At 74.7% G+C, this 14,156-nt stretch carries 12 protein-coding genes and 1 pseudogene; 6 read left to right on the top strand and 7 right to left on the bottom strand.

The window, feature by feature from the left end; genetic code table 11:
• Nucleotides 1-36 precede the first annotated feature (36 nt).
• A pseudogene (locus C1703_RS32910) lies at nucleotides 37-775 on the bottom strand (GntR family transcriptional regulator).
• Between the two features lie 128 nt (nucleotides 776-903).
• Here C1703_RS32910 and C1703_RS32905 point away from each other — a divergent pair.
• Nucleotides 904-1,926 carry a Gfo/Idh/MocA family oxidoreductase gene (locus C1703_RS32905; protein ID WP_114256251.1) on the top strand — a complete coding sequence of 341 codons (1,023 nt, stop codon included), beginning with the start codon at nucleotides 904-906 and terminating at the stop codon, nucleotides 1,924-1,926.
• A gap of 10 nt (nucleotides 1,927-1,936) precedes the next feature.
• Here the strand turns inward: C1703_RS32905 and C1703_RS32900 are convergent, their stop codons facing one another.
• Entirely contained in the window at nucleotides 1,937-2,611 is a 675-nt protein-coding gene (locus C1703_RS32900; protein WP_114256250.1) for a response regulator transcription factor, read from the bottom strand.
• Nucleotides 2,612-2,711: 100 nt separating this feature from the next.
• Nucleotides 2,712-3,548, bottom strand: a complete 837-nt coding sequence (locus C1703_RS32895) for a hypothetical protein (protein WP_232840665.1) — start codon at nucleotides 3,546-3,548, stop codon at nucleotides 2,712-2,714.
• Between the two features lie 356 nt (nucleotides 3,549-3,904).
• Here C1703_RS32895 and C1703_RS32890 point away from each other — a divergent pair, with 356 nt between their 5' ends.
• Nucleotides 3,905-5,776, top strand: a complete 1,872-nt coding sequence (locus C1703_RS32890) for a caspase family protein (RefSeq protein ID WP_114256249.1) — start codon at nucleotides 3,905-3,907, stop codon at nucleotides 5,774-5,776.
• Between the two features lie 7 nt (nucleotides 5,777-5,783).
• On the opposite strand, the gene C1703_RS39950 is transcribed toward C1703_RS32890, so the two are convergent.
• The 3 genes from C1703_RS39950 to C1703_RS32875 all read right to left on the bottom strand — a co-directional run bounded on the left by C1703_RS39950 (nucleotide 5,784) and on the right by C1703_RS32875 (nucleotide 10,514).
• Nucleotides 5,784-8,861, bottom strand: coding sequence for a CHAT domain-containing protein (locus tag C1703_RS39950; RefSeq protein WP_232840664.1), 3,078 nt, complete (start codon nucleotides 8,859-8,861; stop codon nucleotides 5,784-5,786).
• 1 nt (nucleotide 8,862) lies between these two features.
• Nucleotides 8,863-9,015, bottom strand: coding sequence for a hypothetical protein (locus C1703_RS39130; protein ID WP_157993199.1), 153 nt, complete (start codon nucleotides 9,013-9,015; stop codon nucleotides 8,863-8,865).
• A 281-nt stretch (nucleotides 9,016-9,296) separates the two neighbouring features.
• Nucleotides 9,297-10,514 (bottom strand): histidine kinase, encoded by a 1,218-nt coding sequence (locus tag C1703_RS32875; RefSeq protein WP_198678476.1) that lies wholly within the window; start codon nucleotides 10,512-10,514, stop codon nucleotides 9,297-9,299.
• Between the two features lie 237 nt (nucleotides 10,515-10,751).
• On the opposite strand from C1703_RS32875, the gene C1703_RS32870 reads away from it, so the two are divergent.
• The 3 genes from C1703_RS32870 to C1703_RS32860 all read left to right on the top strand — a co-directional run bounded on the left by C1703_RS32870 (nucleotide 10,752) and on the right by C1703_RS32860 (nucleotide 11,681).
• Entirely contained in the window at nucleotides 10,752-10,958 is a 207-nt protein-coding gene (locus C1703_RS32870) for a hypothetical protein (RefSeq protein WP_114257702.1), read from the top strand.
• A gap of 85 nt (nucleotides 10,959-11,043) precedes the next feature.
• Nucleotides 11,044-11,430 (top strand): ribonuclease domain-containing protein, encoded by a 387-nt coding sequence (locus tag C1703_RS32865; protein WP_114256248.1) that lies wholly within the window; start codon nucleotides 11,044-11,046, stop codon nucleotides 11,428-11,430.
• Complete coding sequence (locus tag C1703_RS32860; protein ID WP_343236425.1) at nucleotides 11,424-11,681, top strand: CocE/NonD family hydrolase C-terminal non-catalytic domain-containing protein; 258 nt, start codon at nucleotides 11,424-11,426, stop codon at nucleotides 11,679-11,681. The genes C1703_RS32865 and C1703_RS32860 overlap by 7 nt, the downstream gene beginning before the upstream one ends.
• 672 nt (nucleotides 11,682-12,353) lie before the next feature.
• Here the strand turns inward: C1703_RS32860 and C1703_RS32845 are convergent.
• Complete coding sequence (locus C1703_RS32845) at nucleotides 12,354-12,980, bottom strand: dihydrofolate reductase family protein (RefSeq protein ID WP_114256247.1); 627 nt, start codon at nucleotides 12,978-12,980, stop codon at nucleotides 12,354-12,356.
• Between the two features lie 180 nt (nucleotides 12,981-13,160).
• Between C1703_RS32845 and C1703_RS32840 the strand changes: the two genes are divergently transcribed.
• Complete coding sequence (locus C1703_RS32840) at nucleotides 13,161-13,904, top strand: SDR family oxidoreductase (protein ID WP_114256246.1); 744 nt, start codon at nucleotides 13,161-13,163, stop codon at nucleotides 13,902-13,904.
• Nucleotides 13,905-14,156: the final 252 nt, after the last annotated feature.

The raw sequence follows: 14,156 nt of genomic DNA, 5'->3' as shown, positions 1-14,156 counted from the left end.
AGGGTGCGGTGCAGAGGGGTGGTGCGGACCGTCCTCTCACGTCCTCACGAGCAGCTGGAACTCGAAGGAATAGCGCGTCGGACGGTACGTGTGCGTGCCGTACTCGACCGCGCGGCCCGTGTCGTCGAACGTGACGCGTTGCATGGTGAGCAGCGGGGCACCCGCCTCCTCCGCCAGTCGTTCCGCCTCCTCCGCCGTCGCCGCCCGGGCGCCGATGGACTGGCGGGCGCTGTGGAGGGTGATGCCGGCCGCCCGCATCAGGCGGTAGAGGCCCGTGGTCTCCAGGCTGGCCGGTGTCGAGGTCGATCAGGCCGGGGGGCAGGAAGTTGCAGAGGTAGGCCATGGGCTCGCCGTGGGCGAGGCGCAGGCGTTCCACGCGGTGGACGTCGCTGTCCTCGGCGACGCCGAGCGCGGCGGCGACCTCGGCGGAGGCGGGGACGACCGTGTTGACCAGGACCTTGGTGGCGGGGCGCTGGCCCGCCGCCTCCAGGTCGTCGTAGAGGCTGCTGAGCTCCAGGGGGCGCTTGACCTGGCTGTGCACGACCTGGGTGCCCACGCCGCGGCGGCGTACGAGGAGGCCCTTGTCGACGAGCGACTGGATGGCCTGGCGGACGGTCGGCCGGGACAGGCCGAGCCGGGCGGCGAGCTCGATCTCGTTGCCCAGCAGGCTGCCGGGGGTCAGCGTGCCGTGCTCGATCGCGGCCTCCAGCTGCTGGGACAGCTGGAAGTACAACGGCACGGGAGAGCTGCGGTCCACGCTGAGCTCGAGCTGCACGGTCGGGTCCACTTCTGGTTTCGGCACGGGCCGAGCGTAGCTCCGTGCGTTGTTGACGGGAAGTTGTGTAGTCAGATTGTCCGGACATACAGATTGACAGGGGCGGGTCGGGCCCGCACTTTGTTTTCATGCGCATCGGCGTCATCGGTACGGGCCGCATCGGCACGATCCACGCGAACACCCTGAGCAGGCACCGCGATGTCGGTTCCCTGATCCTCACGGACGCGGACCCCGCGCGGGCCCAGGAACTGGCGCACCGGCTGGGTGAGACGGCGGCGCCGGGGGTGGAGGAGATCTTCCGCTGGGGCGTCGACGCGGTGGTGATCACGACGGCGACGTCGGCCCACGCCGAACTGATCGGTCGGGCAGCACGCTCGGGCCTGCCGGTGTTCTGCGAGAAGCCCATCGCGCTGGACCTGCCGGGCACGCTGAGCGCGATCGCCGAGGTCGAGACGGCCGGGACGGTGCTCCAGATGGGCTTCCAGCGCCGCTTCGACCCGGGGTACGCGGGTGCGCGCGAGGCCGTGCGCGCGGGCCGGCTGGGGCGGCTGCACACCGTGCGGGCGCTGACCAGCGACCGGACGCCGCCGCCGGCCGCCTGGCTGCCGGTGTCCGGCGGGCTGTACCGGGACACGCTGATCCACGACTTCGACGTGCTGCGCTGGGTGACGGGCCGGGAGGTGGCGGACGTGTACGCGACCGGGTCGGACGCCGGGCCCGCGATGTTCCGCGAGGCCGGCGACGTCGACACCGGCGCCGCGCTGCTCACCCTCGACGACGGCACGCTCGCGGCGGTCACGGGTGCCCGGCTGAACGGGGCGGGCTACGACGTGCGCATGGAACTCGCCGGGGAGCGCGACCAGATCGTGGTGGGCCTGGACGACCGTACGCCGATCGCGTCCACCGAGCCGACCGGGCCACCGGCCGCGGACAAGCCCTGGACGGGCTTCCTGGAGCGTTTCGGCCCGGCCTACGAGGCGGAGCTGAACGCGTTCGTCGAGGTCGTCCGGGGCGAGCGGGCCAACCCCTGCGACGGGCGCGAGGCCCTGCAGGCGCTGCGGATCGCCGAGGCGTGCGAGATGTCGCGCCGGGAGCGCAGGCCGGTGCGCCTCGCGGAGATCCCCGGCGGGGCCGCGCCCGCCCACCCGTGACGGCGGGCGGTCAGCTCTCTTCCTGTTCGTCCAGCAGCCCCGCGTCGTAGGCGAGCAGGGCGATCTGCACCCGGTTGTTCAGGTCGAGCTTGGCCAGGATGCGCGAGACGTGCGTCTTGACGGTGGCGACGCTCATGAAGAGCCCGGAGGCGATCTCGGCGTTGGACAGGCCCCGGGCGACGGCGACGGCGACCTCGCGCTCGCGGTCGTTGAGGACGGCCATGCGCGCGCGGGCGCGCGTGCGGCGGGTGTCGGCGGCGGTGCCGGCCGCGTGCCGCATCAGCTGGCGGGTGACGGTCGGCGACAGGACCGGGTCGCCCGCCGCGACTTTGCGTACCGCCGCGAGGATCTCGGCCGGCGGGGTGTCCTTGAGGACGAAACCGGCGGCGCCCGCCCGCAGCGCACGCAGCACCTGCTCGTCGGCGTGGAAGGTGGTGAGGACCACCACCTGCGGGGCGTCCTCGCGGGCCCGCAGCCGCTCCGTGGCCGTGAGACCGTCCACCGTCGGCATCCGGATGTCCATGAGCACGACGTCGGGACGGGTGCGGTCGACGAGCGCCTCCACCTCGCCGCCGTCGGCGGCCTCGCCGACGATCTCGACGTCGTCGGCCCCGCCCATCATGAAGGACAGCCCGGCCCGCACCAGCGGATCGTCGTCGACGAGGAGCAGTCTGATCGCAGTCATGGGCCTTACGTAATCACGGTCGCGGGCGCGCCGGGGCGCGGATGTGCCAGGGGTCCGCGCCGACAGCCATGTGCCGGCGCGGAGTTGACGGCCCGTGCGGTCAGGCGCGCAGCGTCACCCCGTGCCGGGCGCGCAGGCGGCGGATCTCCCACCAGGCCACCGCCGTCACCGAGGCGGGACCGCCGAGGACGGCGAGGACCTGGATCACCGGCGGGCCGGGCGGCAGACCGCCGGCGAGCAGGCTGATGACCGTGAACTCCCACACCAGCGTGCCCGTCAGCAGGGCCGGGAGCGCCAGGTGCACGGCCGCGGTGTTGAAGCCGGTGCGGATGGCCGGGCCGGTGGCGAACCCGACGAAGAACAGGAGCCAGACCAGGGGCAGGGCCGCCGCGATGATCAGCCAGGGGGCGGCGCCCGGCGACCCGGAGGAGGCCTCCTGCTCCCGGCCGAGCAGGACGATCGCCCCGCCGAGCAGCGGCAGGGCCGTCACGGCGCCGATGTACCAGCCGGCCGACCGCAGCGCGGCCCGTACCCGTACCCGCATGGCCGACCGCGTCTGGTCCGACGCCCAGCGGAACAGCACCGCGATCACGACGGGCGCGCTCAGCAGCAACAGGGGCGGCGTGACCGCCAGCCGCATGAGGTACAGCTCGCGGGCCTCGACGGCGTCCTCCGGAGTGCCGTACACGGCGAGCAGCAGCAGGGACATCACGGCCGCGATCCAGGCCCGGGCCTTCTGCACGCGCAGCACCTGCCGGTCGTCGACGGCCCGGTGCCCGTGCGGCGGGAACAGCCGGTGGGCGCGGACGCGGGCCGAGCGGGCGAACGAGTAGCACGCCACGAGCGGAACCATCGTGAACCAGGTGCACGGGGCGAGCAGCACCAGCCACACGCAGCCGGAGATCCGCCCCTGCCCCCGCCGCAGCAGCTGACGCACCGACGGCCATTCGGCACCGCGCGGGCCGCCCCACCCCGGCCCCCGGGAGCCCGGCCCTCCTGGCGGCACGTACGGGTAGGGCTGGGGCGGCGGGCAGGGCTGGGGAGGGTACGGCTGGGGCGGCGGAGGGCCGTACGGAACCGGGCCCGGCTGGGGCGGCACGTACGGGCCGGTGGCCGGAGGCGGCGGGTAGGGTCCGCCGTTCGGCGGCTGGTACGGGTTGGTGGGTCCCCCGAAACTCACGTGCGTGTTCCCTCCGTTACGCGTGGTGCTGCAGGCGGCACAAACATCAGCCATCGCCACGTCCTGGTCAACTGGCCGCGGAGCGAAGGGGGCACGCCTGAAAGGATCAGCGCATGCGCACCGTGTACGCCCTGCTCGTGGGCATCGACGACTACCCGGGACGGCCGCTGAGCGGCTGCGTCAACGACGTGCGGGCCGCGGAGAGCTGGCTGCGGAGCAGGAGCGGCCCGCCGGTCCGCATCCGGACGCTGTACGACGACCGGGCGACCCGGGCGGCCGTGCTCGCGGGTCTGGAGGAGCACCTCGGGCGCAGCGGCCCGGGCGACACCGCGCTGCTGTGGTTCGCCGGGCACGGCAGCCAGAGCCCGACCGCCGATCCGGGCGAGGCCACCGGCTGGTCCCAGGCGCTGGTGTGCCACGACAGCCTCGTCCCGGGCGGGCAGCCGGTGCTGCGGGACACCGAACTCGGCGCGCTCCTGGACCGCTTCGCCGCGCGCGGCACGCATGTCGTCGCGGTGCTGGACTGCTGCCATTCGGGCGGTGCGACGCGGGAGGACGGCGGCGTGCCCTCGGGTGCCGCGGTGCGGGGTGTGCCCTGGCAGCCGTGGTGGCGCGGGACGTCCCGCGACGGCGGAGGGCAGGGGCCCGAGCCGGGCCGGCACGTGCTGCTGGCCGCGTGCCGGCCGCAGGAGCGCGCGTACGAGCACTTCCTCGACGGCCGGATCCGGGGGTGCTTCAGCCATGCGCTGCTGAGCGCGCTGGACCGGCTCGGCCCCTCGGCCACGTACGGCGAGGTGCACGCGCTCGCTGAGGGCGGGGTGCGCGCGCTGAGCCTGCTCCAGCATCCCGAGCTGCGCGGGCCGGAGGACGGGGGTTTCCTGTCCGGCGAGCCGGTGCCGGCCTCGCCTTTCCTGCTGCGGCACACGCCGTGGGGCTGGGAGGTCAACTGCGGTGCGGCGCACGGGCTGCGCTCGGCCGGCGCCGAGTTCGCGCTGCTCGGGGACGCCGGGGCGCGTGCGGTGGTGGTGCGGGAGGTGCGCCCCGAGTCGGCCCTGGTGGACCCGGTCGGCTGGCGGCCGACGGCCGAGGACGAGCGGCTGGCGCATGCCGTCACCCCGTCGGCGCTGGCGTTCCCGCCGGCCGTCGTGGCGCTGTCCGGTGAGGCGGTCGCCGTGCGCATGGTCGCCGAGGCCGTCGAGGCGGTGCCCGCGCTGGCCCTCGCGTCGGACGGGCCCTCCCCGGAATCCGCGGAAGCGGGCCTCCTGCGGCTGCGCGTGGCGGCCGGGGGCGGCCGGGCGCGGGTGTCGGGCGGGGCCGGTCATCCCGTGCCGGACCTGCCGCTGCGCTCCCCCGCGGACGCGGCGCGCGTCGCCGACTGCCTGGCGCACATCGCGCGCTGGCACCACATCCGGGATCTCGCCAACCCCGATCCGCTGCTGTCGTCGCTGGTGCGGATCACCGTCGAGGAGACGCCGGTGGGCAGCCTGCGGCACGCGGCGGACGGCGAGATCGTCTGCGGGTACGCGCCCGACGGCCGGGAGCCGCAGGTGCGGGTGGGGATCCACAACTCCTCCGGGCGCGACCTGTGGGCGGTCCTGCTCGACCTGACGGACAGCTACGGCTCGTCCCCGCACCTGTTCGAGGGCGAGTTCATCGGGGACGGCAGGGCCGGGTGGGCCCGGCGCGGGCAGCCCGTGTGGCTGCGGCTGCCACAGGGGCGCGCACCGGTGCCGGGCGCCTTCACCCGGGACTGGCTGAAGGTGATCGTCGCGGAGGACGAACTGAACCTCGCCCCCTTCCGGCTGCCCGCCTGGTCCCCCGCCGCGCCCTCCGGAGCGCGCCTGAGCCCGGCGCCGGCCGGCGGGGACGGCGGTCTGCTGCGGCTGGTCGGGGCGGGCACCGAGGGCGGCCGGGACGCGGGCGGTCCGGCGTACGGGGCGGGCCGGTGGGGGACGGCACAGGTCGTCGTCCGCACGGAGGTGTGAGGAGCCGTCACCAGCCGAGGTGGGTGAAGCCCGCCCAGGCGGTCAGGTCGTCGCCGCGGATGTCGCCGACCCGGGCCCGCAGCCGGTCCGGCATGCCGGGCGGCGCCTCCCGGCGGTCGTTCAGCATCCACGACTGGGCGCTGCGCAGTGCCCGGCCCGGCGGCAGGCCCTCCCGGCTCATGAAGTGGTGGGTCATGTACATCAGCAGGGACGTCGCCTCGTCGGGCACCGGCCACAGGGAGCCGATGACCGAGCGGGCGCCCGCGACGAGGAACGCGGTCGACAGGCTGTACGCCTCGTCGTAGCCGTGCCCGGAGACGTTGGTGCGGCAGGCGGCGAGCACCACCAGGTCCAGGCCGCGGTAGCGGGTCGCGCCCTCGGTCAGTTCCTCCGCGGCCAACCGCCCGCCGGACAGGGCGAGATACGCGCTGTGCCGCTCCCCCTGGCGCACCACGCCGTGGCAGGCCAGGTGCAGCAGTCCGCCGCGCTGCCGGCGCAGCCAGTCGGTGACGGCCGCGGGTGTGGCGGTGCCGGGGCCGAGGAGGTCGCCGTCCGGGTGGAAGACGCGGTGGACGGCCTCGGCCTCCTCGCCGGCGTGGTGCAGATCGCGGGTCGGGTTGCCGACGACGAGGGTCTGCCGGGTGCCGGCGGCGGGCCGGGCGGCCACCTCGCACAGGAGCCGGGCGGAGGGCGTGTAGGAGATGGCCGCCTCCTCGCAGGCGTATCCGTGCGAGCGGCGCCGGCCCGGCACGCGGGCCGCGTGCCAGGGCACCACACCCAGGTCGCCCATGGGGACGAGCACCAGCGAGGGCACCCGGCCGAAGCCGCGCGGCAGCTGGCTCAGCACGGGTCGCATCGCCGCCGTACCGGCCCAGGCGCACAGCTCCTCCAGGGCGTGCCGACTCGCCTCCGGGCTCGGGGCGGGCCCGGACGGCGACTCGGCGCCAAGCGGGCCACCGGCGTCGCGGCCGGGGGCGGGGGTGGCGTGGCCGGGGAGGCCGGTACCGGTGCCCGGGGCGCCCATCGCGGAGGCGAGGAAGCCGGTGCCGCTGCCTGGGAATCCGGTGCCGCTGTCGGGGAAGCCCGTGCCGCTGTCCGGGGCGCGGGTGGCGGCGCCGGGGATGCCCGTCCCCCGGCCCGCGGCCGCCCCGGCGTCGTGCGGGCCGTCGGCGGCACGGCCCGGGGTGCCGGTGGCGCGGTACGTCGTGAGCGGGGGCGCGTCCAGGGTGAGGTCGGGCAGGTCGAGGGAGCGGGTGGTGCCGTCGGCGGTGACGACGACGGCCGCGCCGGAGTCGGACCGGAAGCCGGGCCGGGAGTCGAGGAGTCCGGGTACGGCCCCGTCGCCGGGCACGAGGTAGACCAGTGCCGTGGCGCCCAGGGCGTGCAGCGCGTTGCCGATGTCGGCGGGTGAGGGCACGTCCAGCAGTGCCTGGTGCCGTGGGGAGCCGGCCAGCGCCTCCAGGACCCGTCGGCGCAGCCGGCTGGAGGGCCCGGCGACCGCGGTCTGCGCGGCGAACAGCATCTCCTCCCCCAGTTCGGGCACGCTGCCCGCGTCCTGCCACTCCCGCGCGAGCTCCGGCCGGCCGAGTTCCCTCAGCATGTCCGGCACGGTGGTGGCCACGGTCGCCGCGTGCAGGACGAGACCGCGCCCCGCGTCGAGGGCCCGTACGGCGTCGGTGTGGGCCCCGTCGGCCAGGCACCAGCGGGCCACGTCGAGGGCCTGGCCGCCCGCCATCCGGGCGGTCTGCGCGGCATGGGCCGTACCGGACTGGAGCAGGGAGCTCCAGGCGTCCGCGCGCAGGCACTCCAGGCCGACGCGGCGGGAGGCGTCGTAGTTCAGGCGTCTGACGCGGCTGTCGTGCGCGTGCGCGTCGCCCCGCAGGCGGTAGGCCTTGGCCAGGTTGAAGCCCGTGCCGCCCCACAGCGGGTGGTGGGGTCCGCCGGTGAGCCTCAGGGTGTGGCGCAGCCAGGCGATGCCCTGGTCGAGGTGGAGGGCGCGGTCGGCGGGCGGTGCGAGCTCCAGGTCGGCCATGACGCAGTGGCTGACGCCCAGCCCGCCCGCGACGCGGATCCACCGGTCGTCGTCGGGTTCGAGCAGGTCCAGCGCGGCCTCCCGCAGGGCCAGGGACTCCAGCATCCCCTGGTGGTCCATGGCGAGCAGGGCGCGCTGTCCCACCGCGAAGGCCGCTTCGGCCAGTTTGTCGGCCTGGGCGTTGACCGGCAGGGTGGCGATCCGGCGCCGGATCTCCTGGGTGGGCGTCGCGGCGTCGGCTCCTTCGGCGGCCGGTTCGAACCGGCCGGTGCGCTGGGCCCGCAGGTAGGTCAGGGAGCCCCGGGCGGCTTCCAGGTGCGACTCGAACGCGAACCGGTCCATGTGGTCGGCCGGCAGCCGGTTGAGGGCGGCTTCGAGAACCTGGATCTGCTCGGCCAGGGCCGGCTCGTCCGCGCGGCGGAAGGCCTGGTGGATGCGGAGCAGGGCGATCTGCGCGGCCATGACCAGACGCTGGTCCGGTGTCAGGTCCGAGGACTCGGCGAGCCGGGCCATGTCGTCGACGGCCGTGTCGAAATCGTCCTCACCGCCGCCCAGTTGGCCGAGATAGGTCCGCAGCCCGGCATGGGCCATGTCCAGGTTCTCGCGGATGCGGGTGCCCGGCGGGTGCGCGGCCCGGGCCCGCTCGATCCGGGCCAGCGCCGCCTCCAGCTGCTCGGGGTCGGTGAGGTGCCGCAGGCCCCACGCGCTGTGCTTGACGACGACGTTCGCCTTCCACGTCTCGTCCGCCGGCCCGTGCTCCCACATCGCCTGCCACAGTTCCTCCTCCTGCCGCGCGTCGGCGAGCGGCCCTTCGAGCCGCAGCAGCGGGAGCAGGCTGAGCACCTGACCGGCCCGCAGCCCGGACGCGACACCGCCCCGGGGCAGTCCGGCCCAGTCCGCGTACAGGCGGTCGTACGCCTGGCGGGCCGTCGTACAGCCCAGCCGGTCCAGCACCAGCGCGGCCAGCCCGGCGAGATCCTCACCGCTGACGACGCCCCGCGTCCGCTGCTCGATCTCCCACAGCAGTGCCTGCGGGTCGTACGGTGTCGTCACGTCACGCCCTTCGTTCGCGCCCGCCCCGGTCGTCGCAGAGGATCGCGACCCGGTCGGCCGGCTCGCGCTCCGACGGCCACACGAACCCCGCCCGGACCGTCCTCACCTCCGTCGGCACGGACACGACCTCCAACTGCGGTGCGGCTGGCGACATATGCCCATGATCCGCCGGTCACCTCACCGGCCACAAGGGCTTCGGTCCAGGCCCTCAGACCGCCGGCGCGGCGGCGGACCCGCGACCGGCCGCAGGGCGGGCGGCCGTACCGGCGAGCGGTCGCAGGGGCGAGTGGCCGCACGGGCGGGTGGCCTCGCGGGCGGGCGGCCGCAGGGGCGAGTGGCCGCACGGGCTGGCGAGTGGCCACACTGCCGGGCGGCCCCGGGGGGGCGAGCGGCCTCATGCAGGCCCGCGGCCGCGTGCCGGCCCGCGGGCTCGGATCACGACCACGGCAGCCAGGCCCGTACCTCGAATCCGCCGTCCGGAGTGGCGCCGTGCTCCAGGCGGCCGCCCGCGAGGGTCGCCCGCTCCGTCAGGCCGATCAGGCCCTGGCCGGAGCCGGGGACGGGTGGCACCTCGCCCTCGGGCGGCGGATTGCGTACGGCGACGGCGAGGCCCTCGCCCGGTGCGCCGCCGACGGACACGGTGACCTCCGCGCCGGGCGCGTGCTTGCGGGCGTTGGTCAGGCCCTCCTGGGCGATCCGGTAGGCGGTGCGGCCGACGGAGGCGGGGACGGCGGCGGGGTCGTCGACGCGCTGGTCGAGGGAGACCTTCATGCCGGCCTCGCGGGACTCGGCGACCAGCGTGTCCAGCGCCGCGAGGGTCGGCTGCGGCCGGCCCGTGTCGTCGGGTTCACCCGCCCGCAGCACGCCGATGATCTCCCGTAAGTCCTGCAGGGCCTCGTGCGCGCTCTCCCGGATCACACCCGCCGCGCGCGCCGTCTCCGCCGGGGGCGCGTCGGGCCGGAACTCCAGGGCGCCCGCGTGCACGCTCAGCAGCGTCAGCCGGTGGGCGAGCACGTCGTGCATCTCCCGCGCGATGGCCTCGCGGGCGAGCCGCTGCGCCTGCTCGGCCCGCAGCCGCGCCTCCGTCTCGGCCCGCCGGGCCCGGTCCCTCAGGCTCAGCAGCAGCTGCCGCTTGGCCCGTACGAACATGCCCCAGCCCACGATCGCCACGGTGAGCACCACGGCGAAGGGCACGCTCACCACGTACGGGACGTCCGCGTCGGGACGCAGCCAGTAGTACAGCGGGGCCAGCGCCGCGTTGACCCCGCCCACCCAGGCCACGTACCGGAAGGGGCGGTGCACGGCGAGGGTGAACAGGGCGATGAGGCCCGCGCCGCCCGCGGTGTCCGAGACGAAGGTGACGGGCGTCATGGCCACGGCCAGCCCCAACGGCCAGCGGCGGCGCAGCCAGACCGCCGCGCAGGCCAGTGCGCCGACCACCTGGTCGACGACGGCCAGTCCGGGCGGCACGTGGGGGTTGTGGTGGAGCGCCTCGACGGCGATGGCGCCCACCACGACGGCCAGCAGGAAGCAGGAGAAGTCGACGACCCAGTCCCGGGCGGTGCGCCGGGGCCGCCGCCCGGCCCGGGTGGCGTCGGGCTCGAGTTCGTGGAGGAGCGCGGACGGGATGAACCATCTCCGCCCGGTGAACAGCGCGGGTGTCTCTCCCCACGGCACCGGGGAGGCCTGCCCCACGTCGTCACACTTCACGGTCGACAAATCTACGCAGCCGACGGCCCGTTCCACCTCTCCTCGGGAGAGATCCTGGACCAAAGTCGCCGCACCGCAGACTTTCGGCGCGGCCGGCCGAGCCGGAGAGGGAACTTCCGTTCCGGGGTGCCCGCCCCGTGGCCGATGCGCGCGGCGAGCCTTCGGGGCGAGGCTCGAGGAATGAAGCAGGCAATGGAGGTTCTCGGCTTCCTCGCCCTCCTCCAGGGCGTGGCGGGCCTGGTGCACGAGTTCACCGACTGGAACTGGGGCGTCGTGCAACGACTGGGGTTCCTCGACGGGTTCGAGGTCTACGCGAGCGTCGCGCTGCTCGCGCTCGGCGTCGCCCTGTTCGCGGCGGCCGGGAGCCGGAGGTCCGGCGGAGGTTAACTTCCCGAAAACTCATTGGACTTGAGGGGTGAATCTCCGAACTTGACATTGACATGCCACTGTCTACGCGCGTCATCATGACGGCATGAGATTCCCCCCACGCATCACCCGCATCGGCGCCGCGGCCGCCGTCCTTTCCGCCCTCCTCGTCGGCGGCACCGTCACCGCCACCCCGGCCGCCGCCGCGGTCGGCAGCATCTGCTACAGCGATCTGCCCTCCCAGGCACACGACACGCTCGACCTGATCGAGCAGGGCGGCCCCTTCCCGTACGACCAGGACGGCACCGTCTTCCAGAACCGGGAGGGCATCCTGCCGAGCCGGGCGTCCGGCTACTACCACGAGTACACCGTCATCACTCCGGGCTCGTCCACGCGCGGAGCTCGCCGCATCGTCACCGGCGAGGAGCACCAGGAGGACTACTACACGGCCGACCACTACGAGTCGTTCGACCTGGTCGACTACGGCTGCTGAGCCCGAGAAACACTCGTCGAAAACCGGCTGAGCTTGCCGAGCACGTCGTGGCCCCGTGGTCGACCAGCATCGTCTTCCGGGCAGGGCACCGCATACGGGTCCAGGTCACCTCCGGCGACCTCCCGCGCTGGGACCGCAACCTCAACACGGGCGAACCCGAGGCGAGCGCGACCACGGCCCGAGTGCCCCGGCAGCAGATCTTCCACGACCCCGACCGCCCTTCCCGCGTCGTCCTGCCGGTGGTGCGGTAACGGGCGGGGGACGGATCGTCTCCGACCGGGAAACCCATCGCGGGGTTGATGGCGCGCACGCCCATCGCTTCCAGCTCATCCACCACGTGCCGGCCGACCTCGTTGGTGTGGTCGCCGGTGTGATGGAACTCCAGGTTGGCGACCGAGCGCGCGGGAGCGCGGATGTTCTCCCGGTTCATCCGGGTCGCGATGCTGATCGACGTCCGGACACCCGGCAGCGCGGCGCTCAGGTCCTCTCGCCGGTCGGCGATGTCCGGCCGGTCGATCTCGACGAAGCCGACGTCGTCCGCGCCCGCGTCGAGACACAGCCGGCGCAGCCACGACGCGTCCAGCGGCCCGGCGGGCCGGTCGGCCGTGCGGTCGCGCCGACGGGCCTGGACGCCCCAGCCGGACGAGTTTCGTGAAGCAACTTACTGCCAGCCGACGGCCGGCGAGTCCGTCGGCGTCGGGGAGCGTTCCGGAGGTCAGGCCGGCGAGTCCGTGAGCCCTGGACCGGGGAGCAGCTGGACGGCGTCCGGGCCCACCGCTTGGCCGCACCGCGTGCACACGAGCCGCTCCCGGACGTCGCCCCCGCATCCCGCGTGGTCAGCGATCCGCGGCGGGCGGCCGGATCCTCGGCGAACACGTTGCGTCAAGCAACTGAGGGGGGCGAACCGGCTCGGGACGCGGCGGCTAGTCGTTCTCCGGCAGGGTGTACTCGCCGTACTGCGGTCGGCCCGCCAGGTTGTACGTCTGGATCGAGACGCCCGCGCCGGTGACGCTCCCTCCGGCGTGTTCGAACGCGGTCGGCACGGAGCCCTCCGGGAACAGCCGGAAGCCGGTGCCCAGCACGACCGGGAAGGTCAGCAGGTGGAGCGTGTCGACCAGGTCGAGCGCCAGCAGCGACCGGAGCAGGGCGCCGCTGCCGTGCACCTGGAGTTCGCCGTCGGTGCGCTCCTTCAGGCCGGTGACCTCCTTGGCGAGGTCGCCGGAGAGCACGGTGGTGCCCGCCCACTCGGGGTCCGTCAGGGTCGAGGAGACGACGTACTTCGGCAGCGAGTTGAGCCCGGAGGCGACCGGGTCGGCGGGGTCGGTCACCTTGGGCCAGAACGTGGCGAAGATGTCGTACGTACGGCGGCCCAGCAGGAAGGCGCCCGGGCGGGTGAAGACCTCGCTGATGAACCGGCCGAAGTCGTCATCGGCGTACGGAAAGCTCCAGCCGCCGTGGGTGAAGCCCCCGCGGGTGTCCTCGTGCGGCCCGCCGGGGGCCTGGTAGACGCCGTCGAGGGTGACGAAGAGGGTGGAGACGAGCTTGCCCATGGCGGGTGCCTTCCTTCCGGGGGCGGACGGATCTGCTGTCATCGGTTCAGACTCCGCCGGCACCCGCAACTCATCGCTGGGCCGCGCGGATCCCTCCCGGCCGCCCGGTCGCCGGCGGCCCGGAGTCTCGATGTCCGTTCGCCGCCGGCCTCGCCGGCCGCCGGGCGCTGGGATGGATCCATGACTTCTCAAGGAACTCTGGACGGCAAGGTGGCTCTCGTGACGGGCGGGAGCCGTGGTATCGGTGCGGCGACGGCGCTGCGGCTCGCCCGGGAGGGCGCGGACGTGGCCGTCGGCTACGTGCACGGCAAGGATGCGGCCGACGACGTCGTACGGGCCGTGGAGGCGCTGGGGCGCCGGGCGGTGGCGCTGCGGGCGGACGCCGCGGAGGCCGTCGACGCGGCCGGTGTCGTGGACGCGGCGGCCGAGGCGCTCGGCGGGCTCGACGTCCTGGTGAACAACGCGGGCGTGGGTGTGCTCGGGCCGCTGGAGAGCCTGTCGCTCGCGGACGTGGAACGGGTCCTCGCGGTCAACGTGCGCGGGGTCTTCCTGGCGTCCCAGGCGGCCGCCGCTCGGATGGGCGAGGGCGGGCGGATCATCACGATCGGCAGTTGCATCGCCATGCGGGTAACGGGGCCCGGCGGCACGCTGTACGCCATGAGCAAGGCCGCGCTGACGGGTCTGACCAAGGCCCTGGCCAGGGAACTGGGCGAGCGCGGGATCACCGCGAACCTCGTCCATCCCGGGCCGATCGACACGGACATGAACCCGGCGGACGGGCCGTACGCGTCCGGGCAGGCGGCGATGACGGCGCTGGGCCGGTTCGGGACGGCGGACGAGGTGGCGTCGATGGTCGCCTACCTGGCCGGGGCCGCTTATGTGACCGGAGCGGAGTTCGCGGTCGACGGCGGCCACGCGGCATGAGACGCACGGGGCGCACCGGCGCGGTCGGGCCGGTGCGCCCCAGCACCCGTGCGGTCAGGTCGCACACCCCAGCACCCGTGATGTCGGGCCGGTGCACCACCGGCACCCGTGCGGCCAGGCCGGTGCACCACCGGCACCCGTGCGGCCAGGCCGGTACACCACCGGCACCCGTGCGGCCAGGCCGGTACACCACCGGCACCCGTGCGGCCAGGCCCTGCATGCCAGCACCCGCGCGGCCAGACCCTGCATGCC

The organism is Streptomyces sp. Go-475 (genome assembly GCF_003330845.1).
Taxonomy (GTDB): Bacteria; Actinomycetota; Actinomycetes; order Streptomycetales; family Streptomycetaceae; genus Streptomyces.
Note: the sequence above shows the minus strand (reverse complement) of the source record. Positions and strands in the feature narration are given on the sequence as shown.